This window comes from Microbacterium meiriae, from assembly GCF_032364335.1.
GTDB classification, from domain to species: domain Bacteria; phylum Actinomycetota; class Actinomycetes; order Actinomycetales; family Microbacteriaceae; genus Microbacterium; species Microbacterium meiriae.
This window is the reverse complement of the sequence record NZ_CP133984.1, coordinates 848,454-864,398: the sequence shown is the minus strand read 5'-3', so window position 1 is coordinate 864,398 and position 15,945 is coordinate 848,454. Positions and strand designations below refer to the sequence as shown.

Below are 15,945 nucleotides of genomic sequence, written 5' to 3'. Positions count from 1 at the left end.
GAAACGAGAAGGTCTGTGCGTTATGGGGTGCCTTCGCCGTCCTGCGTGTCCGGGTCGGTGGGCGCAGGAGACTCGATCGGGTCGGGCGGAGTGGTGCCCCCGTCCGACGGGTTCTGGGGGAAGCTCGGCTGCTGCTGCTGCTCCGCCGCGCGCCGGTCGGCCTCCTCGCGCTCGGCCCGCAACTGGTCGTCGACGAGGGCTCGGAAGGCATCACGATAGGCCGCGTACGCCGTCTGCGCGTCAGCGGTCCACGGGTCCGCGGCGGCCGCCGCGGCGGCCGTCTGGGTCACGGCCACGCGGAAGGGCTCCTCGGCACCCAGCCGGTCCGCCGTCGCCGATTCCGCGGAGGGCACGAACGAGCCGGCGAAAGCGGCCAGAGCCGGCGCGGTGGCGGGCCGGAACGCGTCGAGCGTCCCCCGCACCGTTCGCATCTCGGCCGTCTCGCGATCAAGGGCCTCCAGGCGCTCCTGGGCCGCGTCGATGGCACCGCCGACCTCGACGAGGGAATCCTCGTCCACGTCTCCGCGGCGGTATTCGGCGGGCGCCTCGGGGACCTCGACGGCGGCGAGACCGGCGAGGTACGTGTCGAGCGCCGCCACCGCCGCCTGCCGGAGCGCGGGGTCGGTCACGTCGACCACGGCGCCCTCCGACGAGAGCGGGTCGGGGACGGTGGCGGTGTCGAGCAGAGCAGCGCGCAGCGCCGTCGCTTCCGCGGTCTGGGTTCCGATGTCGGCGACGATGCCGTCCCGCGTCGCCGTGAGCGCCTGATGCGTGTTCTGGATGGTCGCCTCGTCGGCTCGGAGGGATTCGAGCGCGCTGGCTGCCGGGCTGGCCGTGGCGGCCTGGATCCCGCCGACCGTGACCGCGCCGATGACCGCGACGACGGCGAGCGCGGCGGCGGAGGCCGAGAGCGGATCGAGCCGCCGACGGCGGCGCGGGGCCTCCCGGGGAACCGTGGGGGCGGCGGCGGCGAAGGGCACCGCACTGCGGGCCGCGGCCTCCGCCCGGCGCGCGAGCTCCCGCGTGTCCGTCACGCCGGCGGCGCGGGGCGCGCGGGAGCGCGGATCCCCGACGAGCTCGCGCAACCGTGCACCGGACGCCGCCTCGCGCACGGCCGAGCTCTCACGGTCCGCGCGCGGACCGTCCGGGAAGAGTTCGTCGAGAGCCGTCATGCCGCCTTCAGGGAATCGGTAGTCTCAAGAGAACATACCGCCCATCCGGCCTGACCACGCGGGGAGACCGATGCAGCTCCAGGACTATCTCCGGATCGTCCGACGGCAGATCGTCGTCATCCTGTCCGGGCTGCTCATCGGGCTCTCGGTGGGCGCGGTGGTGGCGATGCTCACCCCGCAGCGCTTCGAGGCGTCGACCCAGATGATGGTGACGGTGCAGCTGTCGGAGACGGCCTCACCCACGGAGCGCGCGCAGGCCACCGGCTACGCCACACAGATCATCCAGACCTACCGTGACGTAGTCACGAGCTCACTCGTGCTCGACCGCGTGATCGAGGACCTCGGCCTGTCGGCGTCGCCCTCGGACATCGCCGCCGCCACCGCGGTCTCCTCGGAACTGAACAGCTCGATCGTGACCGTCCAGGTCGGTGACACGAACCCCGGCCAGGCGGCCCGGATCGCGAACGGCATCGCGGAGAGCTTCACCGCCGTGGTGGCCGACACCCTCGAGAACCGTGGCCAGGAGACCCCGTTCTCCATCCGCGTCGTCACCCTGCAGGCAGCCCAGGTGCCCACGACACCCGTCGCGCCGAACATGCCGCTGTCGCTGACGATCGGAGCGGTCGTGGGGCTCGGCCTCGGCCTGGCAGCGGCGCTCCTTCGTTCGCTGCTCGATCAGCGCGTACGCACGCAGGCGGACATCGAGGCGGCCGTGCCCGTTCCCCTCCTCGGGCGCATCCCCTTCGACACCGGCACCGAGGAGCGACCCCTCGCGATCAGCTCGGCGCCCCAGAGCGCGCGTGCCGAGGCCTACCGCGCCCTCCGCACGAACGTGCACTTCCTGTTCCGCGAGAACCGCGGCGTCTTCGTCATCACGAGTTCCGGCCCGGGAGAGGGCAAGTCCACGACGGCGGCCAACCTCGCCCTCGCCTTCGCCGATGCCGGGCATCGCGTGGCTCTCATCGATGCGGATCTCCGGCTCCCACGCGTGGCGGACTACTTCGGGATCGAAGGCGGCGTCGGCCTCAGTGATGTCCTGGTCGGCCGCGTGCGGCTGAACGACGTCATCCAGCGGTGGGGACGCAGCGCACTGTTCGTGCTGCCGGCCGGCACCGTGCCTCCGAATCCGGCGGAGCTGCTCGGGTCATCGGCGATGGAGGAGCTCGTGCAGGCGGCCTCCACCGCCTTCGACGTGGTCGTCATCGATGCACCGCCCCTGCTCCTCGTGACGGACGCCGCGGTCATCGCCCGCGTCACCACCGGAGCGATCCTCGTCGCCGCGTCCGGCAGCACTCCGTCCGGGCGTATTTCCGCTGCCGCCAAGAGCATCGAAGCGGTCGGCGCCACGGTCCTCGGGACCGTCCTCACGAAGGCCCCGACCCGTCGGCGGGATCCCGCCGCGCAGGCCGCCGCGCAGGCAGGTGTTCCGCGATGACGCAGACGCGCGGCGCGACGCCCGCGTTGTGTGAGAACATCGGGATCTGACTCCGCGGCTCACCGACGACCGGGAGCTGCCCAGCAACAGAAAGAACTGCCGCGTGGAACTTCGCGACTATGTGCGCATCCTGCACCGCAACTGGATCATGATCCTGATCCTGCTCGTCCTCGGCGTCGTGGGCGGTGCCGGGTACGCAGCACTCCAGCAGCCCTCCTACGTCGCCTCGACGCAGCTGTACGTCTCGGTGCGCACGGAGGGTGCAGCGACCGGCGACCTCGTGCAAGGCACGACGTTCGCGCGGCAGATGGTGACCAGCTACGTCGACGTGGTGGGCACGGCCCTCGTGCTCGACCCGGTCATCGAGGAACTGGATCTCGACGAGACCGTCTCGAGCCTGGGCCGTCGCATCACGGCGACGACGCCGCTGAACACCGTCCTCATCGACGTCAGCGTCGCCGACGGGAACGCGGCCAGAGCGGCGGAGATCGCCGACGCCGTGGCGGCGAGCTTCCAGAACGCGGTGCAGAACACACTGGAGCAGCCGGCCGCCGAGGGCGCGGTGAGCCCCGTGCAGATCACCGTGACCGAGCCGGCCGCGGTCCCCACCTCCCCCGTGAGCCCGAACACGCGCATGCTCATCCTGCTCGGGGGCGTCATCGGCCTCGCGCTGGGCGTCGGCATCGCCATGCTGCGCACCGTGCTTGACAACCGCATCCACACCCTGCATGACATCGAGGCGCTCACCGACCGCCCGGTGCTCGGCGGCATCGCCTTCGACCCGGAGGCACCGAAGCGTCCGTTGATCGTGCACGCCGATCCGCGAAGCCCCCGCGCGGAGTCCTTCCGGAGCCTGCGGACGAACCTGCAGTTCCTGAACCTCGACAGCGGACCGCGCATCTTCGTCGTCTCCAGCGCGGGCCCCGGCGAGGGCAAGTCGACTACGACCGCGAACCTGGCGATCGCCCTCGCGGAGACCGGCGCGCGCGTCGCCCTCCTCGACGGCGACCTCCGCCTTCCCCGCGTCGCCGACTACATGGGCCTCGAGGGTGGCGCCGGTCTCACCGATGTGCTGATCGGCCGGATGGACGTGGCGGACGCCCTCCAGAAGTGGGGTCGCAACGACCTCTACGTCCTCCCCAGCGGACAGGTTCCGCCGAACCCCAGTGAGCTGCTCGGTTCGTCGGCGATGGACGACGTGCTCCAGGCGCTGGGCGAGTACTTCGACTATGTCCTGATCGACGCCCCGCCGCTGCTCCTGGTGACCGACGCGGCGGTCCTGGGGACCAAGACGCGCGGTGTCATCCTCGCCGCCGCCTCGGGGAAGACCAAGAAGCAGGAGCTCTCGGGCGCCGTCCGCGCTCTCGAGAACGCCGGCGTGCAGATGCTGGGCGTCGTGGTCACCATGCTCCCGACGAAGGGACCGGACAGCTACGGCTACGGGGCGTACACCTACGGCTCGACCCACGAGCTCGACGGCAGCCCCTCCACCAGGGTTACCGCGAAGTTCGGACGCGGGTGGGGCAGGAAGAGCGCCCCGAAGAAGCGCACCACCGCCCGTGCCTGACGCCGACCCCCGTCGGCCGCTCAGGCCTTCGGCGACGTGACCCGGAAGACGATCGAGTGGTAGAGCACGAAGCGCAGCAGCACGACGATGACGATGCTGACGAGGTTCACGAGGTTGACCGCCACGGCTCCGGGCGTGCGGCCGAGGATGCCGCCGACCGCTTCGACGCCGACCCACACGAGCGCGGCCCCGAGCGCGGTGCACACGGCGTTGGTCGCGAGGAACAGGGCGACCTCCGCGGCCCGTCCCCGGCGATCGCGGTGGCGGAAGGTCCACTCGCGGTTGCCGATGTACGCGTTGATGAGGGCGACGAGCGAGGCCACGATCTTCGCGGCGACGACGTCCCACCCCCAGGCGTAGACGAGGAGGTTGAAGACGCCGACCTCGATCAGGGTGCTCAGCGCCCCGACCACGAGGAAGCGGCTGCCCACGCCGGCGAGGCGACGCAGTCGGGAGGGAGGATTCATGGCTCAACTAGGCTACTGGCTGACACCTCTGCAGCCCGCCACCGCAAGGACTCCGTGACTCTCCGCCACCTCGCCATCGTCATGCCCGCCTACAACGAGGTGGAGGGCATCCGGGGCTTCATCGACGAGATCCGGTCGGCGGTCGAGCCTCTGGCCGACGAGGTCTCCTTCCACATCGCCGACGATCGTTCGACGGACGCCACCGCGACCGTGTTCGACGACGTCGCCGACGCCACCGTCGTCGTGCAGGCGACCAACCGCGGCCACGGTCCGACCGCCCTCGCGGCCTATCGCGCCGGACTCGCCGCCGACCCGGACGCGCTCGTGCACGTCGACGGTGACGGGCAGTTCCACGGCGCCGACTTCCCCCGGCTGCTGCGTGCGCTCACCGACGAGCAGGCCGACGTCGTGCACGGCGTGCGCGACGGACGCACCGATCCCTGGTACCGCAAGACGCTCACCGGCGCGGTCGGCCTCCTCATCGCCGTCGCAGCGGGTCGCCGCATCCCGGACGTGAACACGCCCCTGCGCGCCTACCGTCCCGAGGCTCTGCGAGTCCTGGTCGAGGCGGTGCCCGCGGACGCGACGGTGCCGCACGTACACTTCTCGCTCGCCGAGGCGCGGGGCGGTTTCCGCGTGCGCTACGTCCGCGTCGCCAGCATCCCGCGCCGCGGTGCATCCAGCACCGGCACCATGTGGGGCCGTGGCGGCGGGCTCCCCCTGCCACCGAAGCGCCTGCGCGTCTTCGTGCGCTCCGCCCTCAGCGAGGCCTGGCTCCTCTCGCTGCGTCCGTCCGCTCCGCTCCGGGCCGTCCGTCGTCCGGAGCCCGTGCGCCGATGAGCCGGCTGCGCACGGCCCTCTTCTGGGTGGCGGCCGCCGCCCTCGTGATCGGCCACGTCGCCCTCGCCTGGCACAGCCTCACGGTGTCCCGTTTCTGGGAGGACGAGGCGTTCAATCTGACCGTGCCCCGCAACCTCCTCGCCGGGCTCGGATACGCCAGTGACGGCGCCCTGTCCGGCTCGACGATCACGCCGTTCGACCCCCGCATCTCCACCGGGCCCGTCGTGCTCCTCCCAGTCGCGGCGCTCCTGGCGACCGGCATGGACCCGGTTCTGGCGGCCCGACTCGTGCCGCTCGCCTTCTGGCTGCTGCTCCTCGCTGGACTCGCGGTCCTCGGCCGTCGTATCGGCGGGCGGTGGGCGGCACTTCTCGCCGTCGCGGTCCCCCTGGCGTTCACCGCCGGCGCCGGCGTCTCCCCCATCCAGGGGCCTGCCGACCTGCTGGGCGAGATCCCCGCCGCGGCGCTCCTGGTCTGGGCTCTCGCCGTGCTCCCGCGACGGGCCTGGCTCGCGGGGCTTCTCGTCGGTCTCGCAGTGCAGGCCAAGCTCATCGCCGCGCTCGCCCTCCCTGCCTACGCCGTCGCGCTGTGGGTCCTCGCCGATGGCCACGGATGGGCACGCGTCCGCGACGCCCTGCGCCGCGCCTGGCTGCCGCTCCTCCTCTCGGCGGTGCCGACGGCCCTGTTCGAGCTGGGGGCGCTCCTCGCTCTCGGCCCGGCCGGATTCGTGGAGCACCTGCGCGCGTTCGTCCGCTTCGTGCGCAGCGGCGGCCAGGCCGACGCCGCGACGACGGTGCTGCAGAAGCTCGGCACGCTCGCCGACTCCTGGTCGCTGCCGCCCGCCGCCGCGCTCCTCGGCGCTGTCCTCACCCTCGCTCTGGTGACGCTCGGCGTCGCCCGTCGCTGGCGCATCGCGACGGAAGAGGAACGTGTGGTCATCGCCTACGCTCTCGCGGCTGTCGTCGGCGCCCTCGCCTTCGTGACCTGGTGGGCGACCGCCTCGCGTCTGCCGCTGTGGGTCCGGCACCCCGCGCCGGGGATCCTCGCCTTCTTCCCGGTCCTCGCCGCCGTCGCGGTCTGGTCGGTCGCGCGGCTTCCCGAGCGACGCGCGTGGCGGCTCGGCGGGACCGTCGCGGCGGCCCTGGTCGCGATGATCGTCGCGGCGGGCGCGGTGCTGCACGTCGCAGGCACCGTCACGTCCCCCGGGCTGACGCTCGCCCAGCAGCGGGCCGACGTCGAGCCGCTGCAGGCCTGGATCGAGGAGAACGACGCCGAGTGGGTCGCGGCGGAGCGCTGGGGGTGGGCGGTGCCTCTGGTGGTGCTCACCGGCGCGCATCTGGGGCTTCAGGATGCGCCGTCGATGACCGAGGTACCACGACTCACCCTCGATGACTGCGCCACGGCGACGCTGGCCGAGGGGACGACGAGCCGCCTCTGCGCCGCCCGCTGAACGCGGCCTCCGGAGACGACGAACCGGTCGGCCGCCGAGGCGACCGACCGGTTCGGAGACGGCGGTCCTAGAGCGCGAGGCGCTCCTGCACGACCGCCGCGAGACGTTCCGCGTAGGTCCGGGCCGACTCGGAGTCGGCGGCCTCGACCATGACCCGCACGAGCGGCTCGGTGCCGGACTTGCGCAGCAGCACGCGCCCGGTGTCGCCGAGTTCAGCCTCGACATCGCGCACCGCCTGCTGCACGACCTCGTCCTCGGCGACGCGATCCTTGTCGACGTCGCGGACGTTGATCAGCAGCTGCGGGTAGACCGTCATGACCGATGCGAGCTCTGCGAGGGACTTGCCCTGCCGCGCCATCTCGGCCACGAGATGGAGACCTGTGAGCAGGCCGTCCCCCGTGGTCGCGTACTCGCTCATGATGACGTGGCCGGACTGCTCGCCGCCGAGCGCGTACCCGCCCTCGTTCATGTCCTCGAGCACGTAGCGGTCGCCGACGGCCGTCTGGCGCACCGTGATGCCGTGTTCGCGCATCGCGACGTGCAGACCCAGATTGCTCATGACCGTCGCGACGAGCGTGTCGTCGGTGAGACGGCCGCGCTCCTTCATCGACAGCGCCAGGATCGCCATGATCTGATCGCCGTCCACGACGTTGCCCTGCGCGTCCACCGCGAGGCAGCGGTCGGCGTCGCCGTCATGGGCGATGCCCACGTCGGCGCCGAGCCGGACGACGGCTTCGGCCAGGTTGTCGAGGTGGGTGGAGCCGACGCCGTCGTTGATGTTCCAGCCGTCGGGGTCGGCACCGATCACGGTGACCTCGGCACCGGCGTCGCGGAACGTCTCGGGAGACACCCCGGAAGCGGCGCCATGGGCGCAGTCGAGCACGACGTGGACGCCCTCGAGGCGGTGCGGCAGCGAGCCGAGCAGGTGGACGACGTAGCGGTCCTCCGCATCGGAGAAGCGGTCGATGCGGCCGACGCCGGCACCGGTCGGGCGCAGCATCTCGCCATGCATGGCTTCCTCGATGCGCTGCTCGACGACGTCGGGGAGCTTGCGTCCGCCACGGGCGAAGATCTTGATCCCGTTGTCGGGCGCCGCATTGTGCGAGGCGGAGATCATCACGCCGAAGTCCGCATCGCGATCCGCCACGAGGAACGCCAGAGCCGGCGTGGGGATGACCCCGGCCTCGAGGACGTCGACTCCGGAAGAGGCGAGGCCCGCGGCGACGGCAGCGGTCAGGAAGTGCCCGGAGACCCGGGGGTCACGGGCGACGACGGCGGTGAGTCGCTTGCCTTCGGCTTTGCGAGCCTCCGCCGTACGGCCCTGGCCCAGGACGACAGCAGTCGCCTGGGCCAGGGTGAGCGCCAGGTCGGCGGTGAGGATGCCATTGGCGAGTCCTCGCACGCCGTCCGTGCCAAAGATCGGCATCGGAGCAGTGGACCTTAACGCTTCGAGTACTGAGGCGCCTTACGGGCCTTCTTGAGTCCGGCCTTCTTGCGCTCCTTGACGCGAGCGTCGCGCGAGAGGAAGCCGGCCTTCTTCAGGGTCGGACGGTTATTCTCCGCGTCGATGCCGTTGAGGGCACGCGCGATGCCGAGACGCAGAGCGCCGGCCTGGCCGGAGTCGCCACCACCCGAGATGCGGGCGATCACGTCGTACGCACCGGCGAGGTTCAGCGCGGTGAACGGGTCGTTGATCAGCTGCTGGTGCAGCTTGTTCGGGAAGTAGTCCTCGAGCGTACGGCCGTTGACCGTGATGGTGCCCGAGCCGGGGACCAGACGCACGCGGGCGATGGCCTGCTTGCGACGGCCGACAGCGGCGCCGGGGACGCTCAGCACGGGGCGGGGAGCCGCCTCGACCGCGTCGGTCTCCGGGGTCGACGTCGAGAAGTTCTGGAGGTTTTCGGTGGAGTCCTGGATGTCAGCCACGAGTATGTCCTTAGTCTGTACGGCGCTTACTGGGCGACCTGGTCGAGGGTGTACGGCTGGGGCTGCTGCGCGGCGTGCGGGTGCTCGGCACCGGTGTACACCTTCAGCTTCGACAGCTGCTGGCGGCCCAGGCTGTTCTTCGGGAGCATGCCACGGATGGCCTTCTCCACGGCGCGGACCGGGTTCTTCTCGAGAAGCTCGGCGTAGGTGACCGACTTCAGGCCGCCCGGGTAGCCGGAGTGGCGGTAGGCCAGCTTCTTCTGGAGCTTCTGACCGGTGAGCGCGACCTTGTCGGCGTTCACGATGATGACGAAGTCACCCGAGTCGATGTGGTTGGCGAAGGTCGGCTTGTGCTTGCCACGCAGAAGCGTCGCCGCGTGCGAGGCCAGGCGGCCGAGAACGACGTCGGTGGCGTCGATGACGACCCAGTCGCGCTGGACTTCGCCAGCCTTGGGGGTGTAAGTGCGCGTCACGATAGTGCTGCTTTCTTGTCGAACGGAGGTGTTCGTGAATCCCACTCCGGGGTGGTTCGTTCCCTACGGGGAGGAACACGCCAGTGGAGGGCTCACGTTCGGATGTGCATCTTCCCCGCAGGCAGGGAAGGGCACCAAAGAGTCAGCATACGCCACCGGAACGGCATTCCCCAAACCCGCCCGGCACGGGTGTCAGTTCGGACGGACCGTCACGAGGATCGGGCGGTGGTCGCTGGAGCGCTGCGGCAGCGTGGTGATGCGCTCGATCTCGAAGCCGGACGAGGTCGCGAAGTCGTAGTGCCCGCGGAAGACCCGGTACCGCGTGTAGGTGTGGTCGTCGCTGAGGGACAGCGCGTATCCCTGATCGCGCACCGCCTGACCGAGGTTCTCCTTGAAGACGGGGTAGTTGTAGTCCCCCACCATGAGCTGCGGCAGCCCCTCGCCGAGCGTCGCGAGCTCGGCGAGCGCCGCGCGGATCTGGTGCCGGCGCAGTGAGTTCAACGCCGTCAGGGGCGCGGCGTGGAAGGACGCCACGATGAACTCGCCGCCGTCGTCGATGTCGCGCAGGCGGGCGCCGAGGACGCGCTCATGCGCGGGTTTGGCGATGCGGTCATGCAGCGACTTCTTCAGGCCGAGGGTGCGGATGCCGAGCAGACGGTAGGTGCTCTCGCGATAGAAGAGGGCGAGGCCGAGCCTGTTGCCCTGCGTCGCGTCCGCCAGCACGAGACCGCCGATCCGATCCGGAAGCTCCGGGACATCGCACTCCTGGAGGCAGAGGATGTCGGGATCATGCTCATCGACGAGCGCCGCGAGCTCGCCGGCGGCGCGGTGCTTGCGCAGGTTGTAGGAGATGACCTTCATGATCGTCCCCACGCTACCCGCCCCATCTGTGCCCCGGCTCCCGATTCCGGCGATCAGTCGCTCTCGCGGTCGCGTCGGGCCCTGGTCTGGGCGGCTCTGGTGGCCAGGAGCTCCTCGGCCGGGTAGCCGACCTCCGTGAGGGTCAGCCCGCGGGCGGCGAGGACCTTGAACTCACTCGTCCGCGTGAGCGCATCGCGGAGCACGACGAGATCACCGACGTCCAGGCGCCCCTCCCCCACAGCCGCACAGGCGCCGACGAGGGCCCGCACCATGCTGTGGCAGAACGCGTCGGCCTTGACCTCCGCGACGAGCACCCCGTCCGCGTCCCGCTGCCACCGGTAATCGAGCAGCGTACGGATGGTCGTGGCCTCCTCACGGGGTTTGCAGTAGGCGGCGAAGTCGTGGAGGCCGATGAGCGTCTGCGCCGCGGCGTCCATCGCCTCCGCGTCCAGCCGCCCCCGGATGGTGGTGGTGTCGAGCCGCCGCAGCGGGTCGTATCCGGCGAGGTCGTCGGCGAGCCGGTAGCGGTAGCGGCGCCAGACGGCCGAGAATCGCGCGTCGAACCCCTCGGGGGCGAGCGAGGACCGGGTGACCGTCACGTCGGGGTAGGCGCCGAGCACCCCGCGCATCCGCGCCGCGATGCTGCCGGCCGGGTCCTCGGCGGCGCGGCCGTGGCGCGCCTCGATCCGCGCCCACTGCGCCTCGTCGAGATCCACGTGCGCGACCTGTCCGCTCGCATGCACGCCGGCGTCCGTCCGCCCGGCGACGACGAACCGCACGTCGGAGCCGACGATCCGGGCGAGCGCCGCCTCCAGCGTCCCCTGCACCGTGCGGAGCGTGGGCTGCGTGGCCCACCCGCGGAAATGGGTGCCGTCGTAGGCGATGTCGAGCCGGATGCGCACGAGGCCAGCCTAGGACAGCCGCGTGCGCACCCCGTGCGTCAGATGCCGCCGTCGACCGATCGGATCAGCGCGCCCGGCTCCTCGGGAACCATCACCTGGGTCTCCCGGTTCAGGCTCTCGCCCCGGAAGAACCGCTTCGACCGCGGGAAGAGGTACCAGAGGAACATCAGGACCAGGCCGATCGCCAGCGACCCGATGCCGATCACGAACGTCCCGCCGATGCCGAAGAGCACGGTGTAGCCGTAGTCGACGTCCCACATGTCGATCGCCGACTGGACGAACGCCCCGGTGAGCAGCAGGGCGCCGACCAGCGGGAAGATCCCCTTGAAGAACAGGTCGCGAGCGGAGCGCCGCAGATCGGCGCGGAAGTACCAGACACAGGCGAAGCCGGTGATCGCGTAGTAGAACGCGATCGCGAGTCCGAGCGACAGGATCGAGTCCTGGAGGATGTTGTCGCTGATGAGGGTCATGCCCACGTAGTAGAGAGAGGCCACCACACCCATGACGATCGTCGAGAACGACGGCGTCTTGTAGACGGGGTGCACGTCCTTGAACTTCGCCGGGAGCGCGCGGTACACGCCCATCGCGAGCGTGCCGCGGGCGGTCGGGAGGATCGTCGTCTGGGTGGACGAGATCGCCGAGATGATGACCGCGACCACGAGCACCCACCCGAACGGGCCGAGCAGGCCGTCCTTGATGGCGAGGAAGAAGTCGTCGGCGTTGGCCTCGTTGCCGAGTCCCGTGCCGTCCTCGCCGAGCCCGGCGTACATCATGGCGGCGATCGTCACGGCGACGTACGTCACGAGCAGGATGACGCAGGTGAGGACGGCGGCACGGCCGGGGATGCGCTTCGGGTCCTTGGTCTCCTCGTTGAGGGCGAGGCAGGTGTCCCACCCCCAGTAGATGAAGAGCGCCAGGAGGATGGCCTCCGTGAAGCCCGACCAGTCGGTGAAGCCGAACGGGTTCAGCCACTCCCACGCGAACGGCGTGGCGTCGGGGGCGTCGCCGGTGAAGAACTGCCAGAGGGCGGCGACGACGAAGATCGCCAGCGCCAGGTACTGGATCGCGAGGAGCACGTTCTGGATGCGCTCGCCGATCTCCACGCCGCGCCAGCTCACCCAGGTCATGGCCGCGATGAAGAGCACGGCGACGACGACGACGCGCCAGTCGTTGTTCTCGAGGTCCTGTCCGATCAGCGACCAGAAGTAGACGGAGGCGATCTGCGCCAGGTTCGCGAGCACGACCATGCCGGCGACCGCGACGCCCCAGCCGCCCATCCATCCCACCCAGGGGCCGAAGGCCTTGGTGCCCCAGGTGAAGGTGGTGCCGCAGTCGGGGACGGCGTTGTTGAGCTCCCGGTAGGCGAAGGCGATCAGCAGCATCGGCACGAAGGCGATGATGAAGGCGATCGGTGCTTGGGCGCCCACCGCGAGCACGACGAAGCCGAGCGTCGCGACGAGCGAGTAGACGGGGGCCGTGGAGGCCAGACCGATGACGGTGGATCCCCACAGGCCGAGGGTGCCTGCAGCCAGGCCCTTGCCGTCGGGTCGTTCAAGGTGGATGGGCGTCGTTGCCATGCTCAGAACAGTACGGCGGGCCGCGGTATCCCGTCAATCCTTTTGTTTCGGCGACGGATTCCACGCGTCGTGTGGGGATATGCGAAGGATTCCGTGGGTCAGTCGCGAGTGAGCATTCCGTCGGCGTGCGCCGCCACCCACTCCATCAGGGGCAGCATCCGCTCCATCAGGTCGCGCCCCAGCGGCGTGAGGCTGTACTCGACGTGCGGCGGCACCGTCGGCAGCGATTCCCGGTGCACCAGGCCGTCGTCGGTGAGCGTGCGCAGGGTGGAGGCGAGCATCTTCTCGCTGATGCCGTCCACCTGTCGGCGCAGCTCTCCCCAGCGGTGGGTGTCGTCGGAGAGACACGAGAGAACCAGAACGCCCCACTTGCTCATGATGTGGTCCAGGACGACGCGCGTGCCGCACCCCTGATCGAAGAGGGCCGGCTGCGAATCGCGGATCTGCGCAAAACTCACCGTCATGTGGGTACCTTACCGAAAAGTGGGTACCTGCTGAAAGGAATGCTCACGACGGCTATCGGGGTTGTCCGGGGAGTCAGCTACGAAAGGACTCCCATGACCATCCTCGTCACCGGTTCGACCGGTCACCTCGGCCGCCTCATCGTCGCCGCCCTCCTGGAGCGCGGTGTCGAGCCGCAGGCGATCCGCGCCGGCGCCCGCGACCTCGCCAAGGGTGCCGACCTCGGCGTGCCCGTCGTCCGTCTCGACTACACCGACCCGGAATCGGTCGCCGCGGCGCTCGACGGCGTGGACACCGTCGTGCTCGTCTCGGGCTCCGAGGTGGGCCAGCGCGTCGCGCAGCATCGGGCGGTGATCGACGCCGCGAAGGACGCCGGCGTGTCGAAGTTCATCTACACGAGCGCGCCGAACGCCACCACGAGCACCCTCGTCCTGGCTCCCGAGCACAAGGCCACTGAGGAGCTCATCGCGGCCGCAAGCCTCCCCGCGGTGATCCTCCGCAACAACTGGTACACCGAGAACTACGCCGCGGACCTCGCCCGCGCCGCCGAGACCGGCACCCTCAGCGCCGGCACCGGAGACGGCCGCGTCGCCTCCGCCAGCCGGAAGGACTACGCCGAGGCCGCCGCGGCCGTGGCCACGGAGGACGGACACATCGGCGCCGTCTACGAGCTCGGCGGAGACGTCGCGTGGACCTACGCCGACCTTGCCGCCGCGATGACCGAGGTCACCGGCCGCGAGGTCACCTTCCTCCCGCTCTCCGCGGACGAGCAGCTCGCCGCGCTGCGCGCCGCCGGGCTCGATGAGGGCACCGCCGACTTCGTCGTCGCCCTCGACGCCGGTATCCGCGACGGCGCACTGGCAGACACCGACGGCACGCTCCGCCGCCTCATCGGCCGCCCGACGACACCGCTCGTCGAAGGCCTCCGCGCCCTGGTGTGAGGTGAGGAGCGCCGCCGGCCGCCGTCACGGGCGGCGGCGCTCCCCCGACACCGGCTCGCCGGCGCTCTGCACATAGGCGACGGTCAGCGTGAGCCTGTCCCGCCGCAGGCCGTCCGCGTACAGCACGGCATCCACGGTCTCGCGGGCGTGCCGCAGGGTCGCGACGCTGCTCACCCGCCCGTCGACCCCGATCGCGGCCTCGACCGCCACGCCCTCCGGCGCCGCGGTGACGGACACGATCGGGTCGGCACCGCGCTCGACGCCCCAGGCGGCCGCCCCCGCACGCACGAGGTTCGAGACGAGCGATCCGGAGCGGTACACACCGCGCACCCCCGAGCAGGCGCGCAGGGCGGTCTCGATCCGGATCGCGAGGTCCGCGCGCTCCTCCTTCGTCAGCTCGGCGTCGGCCATCATGCCCCCTCCCTGACGTCGGTGATCGCGACGTCGATCGCCATGACCTGCAGCTCGGTGTGACGACGAACCCGGACATCCACCTCGGCGCGCAGCCGGTCGGCGACGCTGCGGAGAGGGTCGCCCAGGCGCACGCTCGCGTCGATCATCACCCGTACCGGCGCTCCGGGCTCGGTCACGTCGCCGTCCAGTCGGCACCGGCCGACCAGAACCCCGGGGACGGCCTCCTCCGCGGCACGGACCAGTCCGCGCACGGCACCCTCGGTGATCGCCAGCTCCACGGCCGGATCGTCGGAGGCGAACGGGATACGGCGTCCTGCCTGGGCATCCATCGCGATGCCGCTGAGGATCCGGTCCACCCAGCTCTCGTCCACCGGCGCGGCAGAGGCCGCGTCGTCATCCATCAGCTCGCTGCCGAGGCCGCGCAGCCTCTCCAGGGCGTCGAGCGCGAGCTGGCATCCCGGAGACTCCTCGATCGCGGGGTTCCGCGGGGTGCGTCCGGCGTCCAGGTAATCGCTGAGGTCCTCGATCGTGTGCCCGTCCAGGTCGGCGGGCTCGAGACCGAGGCGGCGCAGCTGGTCGTCCTCGTGGTGATCGGTCATCGCCACGCCTCCATCCGTGTGATCAGGAATCGTCGCGCGCGGGACAGCAGTCCGCGCACCGTGCTGACGGGGATGCCGAGCTCCTCGGCGATCTCGTCGTAGCTGTAGCCGCCCAGCTCCCGCAGCACCCAGCACTCGCGCTGGGCCTCGGGGAGCTCGCGCAGAGCGGCACCGAGGGCCGCGACACCCGCTCGCGCTTCGACGACCGCGGCGGGCGACGCCTGCGGCGGCGCGGGCCGGTCGATCTCGTCCACGTCGAGGGCCGGCCGCGTCTGCCGCAGCCGGTCCACCGCCTTGCGACTCACGATCCGCATGAGCCAGCTCTTCACCTTGGCGGGGTCCTCCAGCTCACCGAACCGCTGCCACGCGGTCACGAACGCATCCTGCACGATGTCGTCGACCTCCGCCGATGCGTTCAGCATCCTGTGCGTGTAGGCCCTCATCATCGGCGTGTACCTGCGCACGAGCACCGCGAATGCGGCGACGTCCCCATCCATCGCACGGCCGGCGACGATGCGGTCCCCAGCCTGCTCCAGCGCCTCACCCCAGCGGTCGGCTGCCATTCCCCCACCCCTCGTTCACGGTTCCCCGGGCGTTCGGAGCCCGCGCCGCGTCGGATCGTGACGACCCGATGCGCGCAGGCGGAGGAGACGCCCGCACGGGCGTCTCCTCCCCCTCCGTCACTTGGTGAACGTGTCCTTGACATCCTCGGCCGCGTTCCTGACATCGCCCTTGGCCTGCTCGGCCTTGCCCTCGGCGACGAGCTTGTCGTTGTCGGTGACCTCGCCGACGACCTCCTTGGCCTTGCCCGCCACCTTCTCGGCTGCGGCCTTGATCTTGTTCTCCGCGCTCATGGCGTCT

Annotated in this window: 18 protein-coding genes; 5 read left to right on the top strand and 13 right to left on the bottom strand. The window is 70.8% G+C overall.

Annotated features, from left to right (window positions below; all coding sequences use genetic code 11):
* Positions 1-20 precede the first annotated feature (20 nt).
* Complete coding sequence (locus tag RI211_RS04140) at positions 21-1,172, bottom strand: hypothetical protein (protein WP_315637354.1); 1,152 nt, start codon at positions 1,170-1,172, stop codon at positions 21-23.
* Positions 1,173-1,242: 70 nt separating this feature from the next.
* Between RI211_RS04140 and RI211_RS04135 the strand changes: the two genes are divergently transcribed.
* Together RI211_RS04135 and RI211_RS04130 are read left to right on the top strand one after the other, a co-directional pair.
* The gene (locus RI211_RS04135) at positions 1,243-2,607 is read left to right on the top strand and encodes a tyrosine-protein kinase domain-containing protein (RefSeq protein WP_315637353.1); all 1,365 of its coding nucleotides are present in this window, start codon (positions 1,243-1,245) and stop codon (positions 2,605-2,607) included.
* A gap of 103 nt (positions 2,608-2,710) precedes the next feature.
* Entirely contained in the window at positions 2,711-4,174 is a 1,464-nt protein-coding gene (locus tag RI211_RS04130) for a tyrosine-protein kinase domain-containing protein (RefSeq protein WP_315637352.1), read from the top strand.
* A 20-nt stretch (positions 4,175-4,194) separates the two neighbouring features.
* On the opposite strand, the gene RI211_RS04125 is transcribed toward RI211_RS04130, so the two are convergent.
* Complete coding sequence (locus RI211_RS04125; protein ID WP_315637351.1) at positions 4,195-4,641, bottom strand: GtrA family protein; 447 nt, start codon at positions 4,639-4,641, stop codon at positions 4,195-4,197.
* Between the two features lie 54 nt (positions 4,642-4,695).
* Between RI211_RS04125 and RI211_RS04120 the strand changes: the two genes are divergently transcribed.
* Both RI211_RS04120 and RI211_RS04115 read left to right on the top strand, forming a co-directional pair.
* On the top strand, positions 4,696-5,481 hold the full coding sequence (locus RI211_RS04120) for a glycosyltransferase family 2 protein (RefSeq protein WP_259953021.1): 786 nt from the start codon (positions 4,696-4,698) through the stop codon (positions 5,479-5,481).
* Complete coding sequence (locus RI211_RS04115; RefSeq protein WP_315637350.1) at positions 5,478-6,929, top strand: hypothetical protein; 1,452 nt, start codon at positions 5,478-5,480, stop codon at positions 6,927-6,929. Before RI211_RS04120 ends, RI211_RS04115 begins: the two co-directional genes overlap by 4 nt.
* Before the next feature lie 67 nt (positions 6,930-6,996).
* On the opposite strand, the gene glmM is transcribed toward RI211_RS04115, so the two are convergent.
* The 7 genes from glmM to RI211_RS04080 form a co-directional block, all read right to left on the bottom strand.
* The gene (gene glmM, locus RI211_RS04110; RefSeq protein WP_144880707.1) at positions 6,997-8,355 is read right to left on the bottom strand and encodes a phosphoglucosamine mutase; all 1,359 of its coding nucleotides are present in this window, start codon (positions 8,353-8,355) and stop codon (positions 6,997-6,999) included.
* 14 nt (positions 8,356-8,369) lie between these two features.
* Complete coding sequence (rpsI, locus tag RI211_RS04105; protein WP_025104384.1) at positions 8,370-8,855, bottom strand: 30S ribosomal protein S9; 486 nt, start codon at positions 8,853-8,855, stop codon at positions 8,370-8,372.
* Between the two features lie 26 nt (positions 8,856-8,881).
* Positions 8,882-9,328 carry a 50S ribosomal protein L13 gene (rplM, locus tag RI211_RS04100; protein WP_187663382.1) on the bottom strand — a complete coding sequence of 149 codons (447 nt, stop codon included), beginning with the start codon at positions 9,326-9,328 and terminating at the stop codon, positions 8,882-8,884.
* 192 nt (positions 9,329-9,520) lie between these two features.
* On the bottom strand, positions 9,521-10,189 hold the full coding sequence (locus tag RI211_RS04095; protein ID WP_136052048.1) for an endonuclease/exonuclease/phosphatase family protein: 669 nt from the start codon (positions 10,187-10,189) through the stop codon (positions 9,521-9,523).
* 53 nt (positions 10,190-10,242) lie between these two features.
* Positions 10,243-11,091, bottom strand: a complete 849-nt coding sequence (truA, locus tag RI211_RS04090; protein ID WP_187663381.1) for a tRNA pseudouridine(38-40) synthase TruA — start codon at positions 11,089-11,091, stop codon at positions 10,243-10,245.
* Positions 11,092-11,129: 38 nt separating this feature from the next.
* A complete protein-coding gene (locus tag RI211_RS04085) occupies positions 11,130-12,668 on the bottom strand; it encodes an APC family permease (RefSeq protein WP_187663380.1) in 1,539 nt (512 codons plus the stop codon).
* 98 nt (positions 12,669-12,766) lie between these two features.
* Entirely contained in the window at positions 12,767-13,132 is a 366-nt protein-coding gene (locus tag RI211_RS04080) for a winged helix-turn-helix transcriptional regulator (protein WP_315637347.1), read from the bottom strand.
* A 93-nt stretch (positions 13,133-13,225) separates the two neighbouring features.
* Here RI211_RS04080 and RI211_RS04075 point away from each other — a divergent pair, with 93 nt between their 5' ends.
* On the top strand, positions 13,226-14,071 hold the full coding sequence (locus tag RI211_RS04075) for an SDR family oxidoreductase (RefSeq protein ID WP_315637346.1): 846 nt from the start codon (positions 13,226-13,228) through the stop codon (positions 14,069-14,071).
* Positions 14,072-14,095: 24 nt separating this feature from the next.
* On the opposite strand, the gene RI211_RS04070 is transcribed toward RI211_RS04075, so the two are convergent.
* The 4 genes from RI211_RS04070 to RI211_RS04055 form a co-directional block, all read right to left on the bottom strand.
* Positions 14,096-14,485, bottom strand: coding sequence for a hypothetical protein (locus tag RI211_RS04070; protein WP_315637345.1), 390 nt, complete (start codon positions 14,483-14,485; stop codon positions 14,096-14,098).
* Positions 14,482-15,084, bottom strand: a complete 603-nt coding sequence (locus RI211_RS04065) for an Asp23/Gls24 family envelope stress response protein (protein ID WP_315637342.1) — start codon at positions 15,082-15,084, stop codon at positions 14,482-14,484. Before RI211_RS04065 ends, RI211_RS04070 begins: the two co-directional genes overlap by 4 nt.
* Entirely contained in the window at positions 15,081-15,647 is a 567-nt protein-coding gene (locus RI211_RS04060; RefSeq protein WP_259953005.1) for an RNA polymerase sigma factor, read from the bottom strand. Before RI211_RS04060 ends, RI211_RS04065 begins: the two co-directional genes overlap by 4 nt.
* Positions 15,648-15,764: 117 nt before the next feature.
* Positions 15,765-15,938, bottom strand: coding sequence for a CsbD family protein (locus tag RI211_RS04055; protein WP_187663375.1), 174 nt, complete (start codon positions 15,936-15,938; stop codon positions 15,765-15,767).
* Between the last annotated feature and the right edge of the window lie 7 nt (positions 15,939-15,945).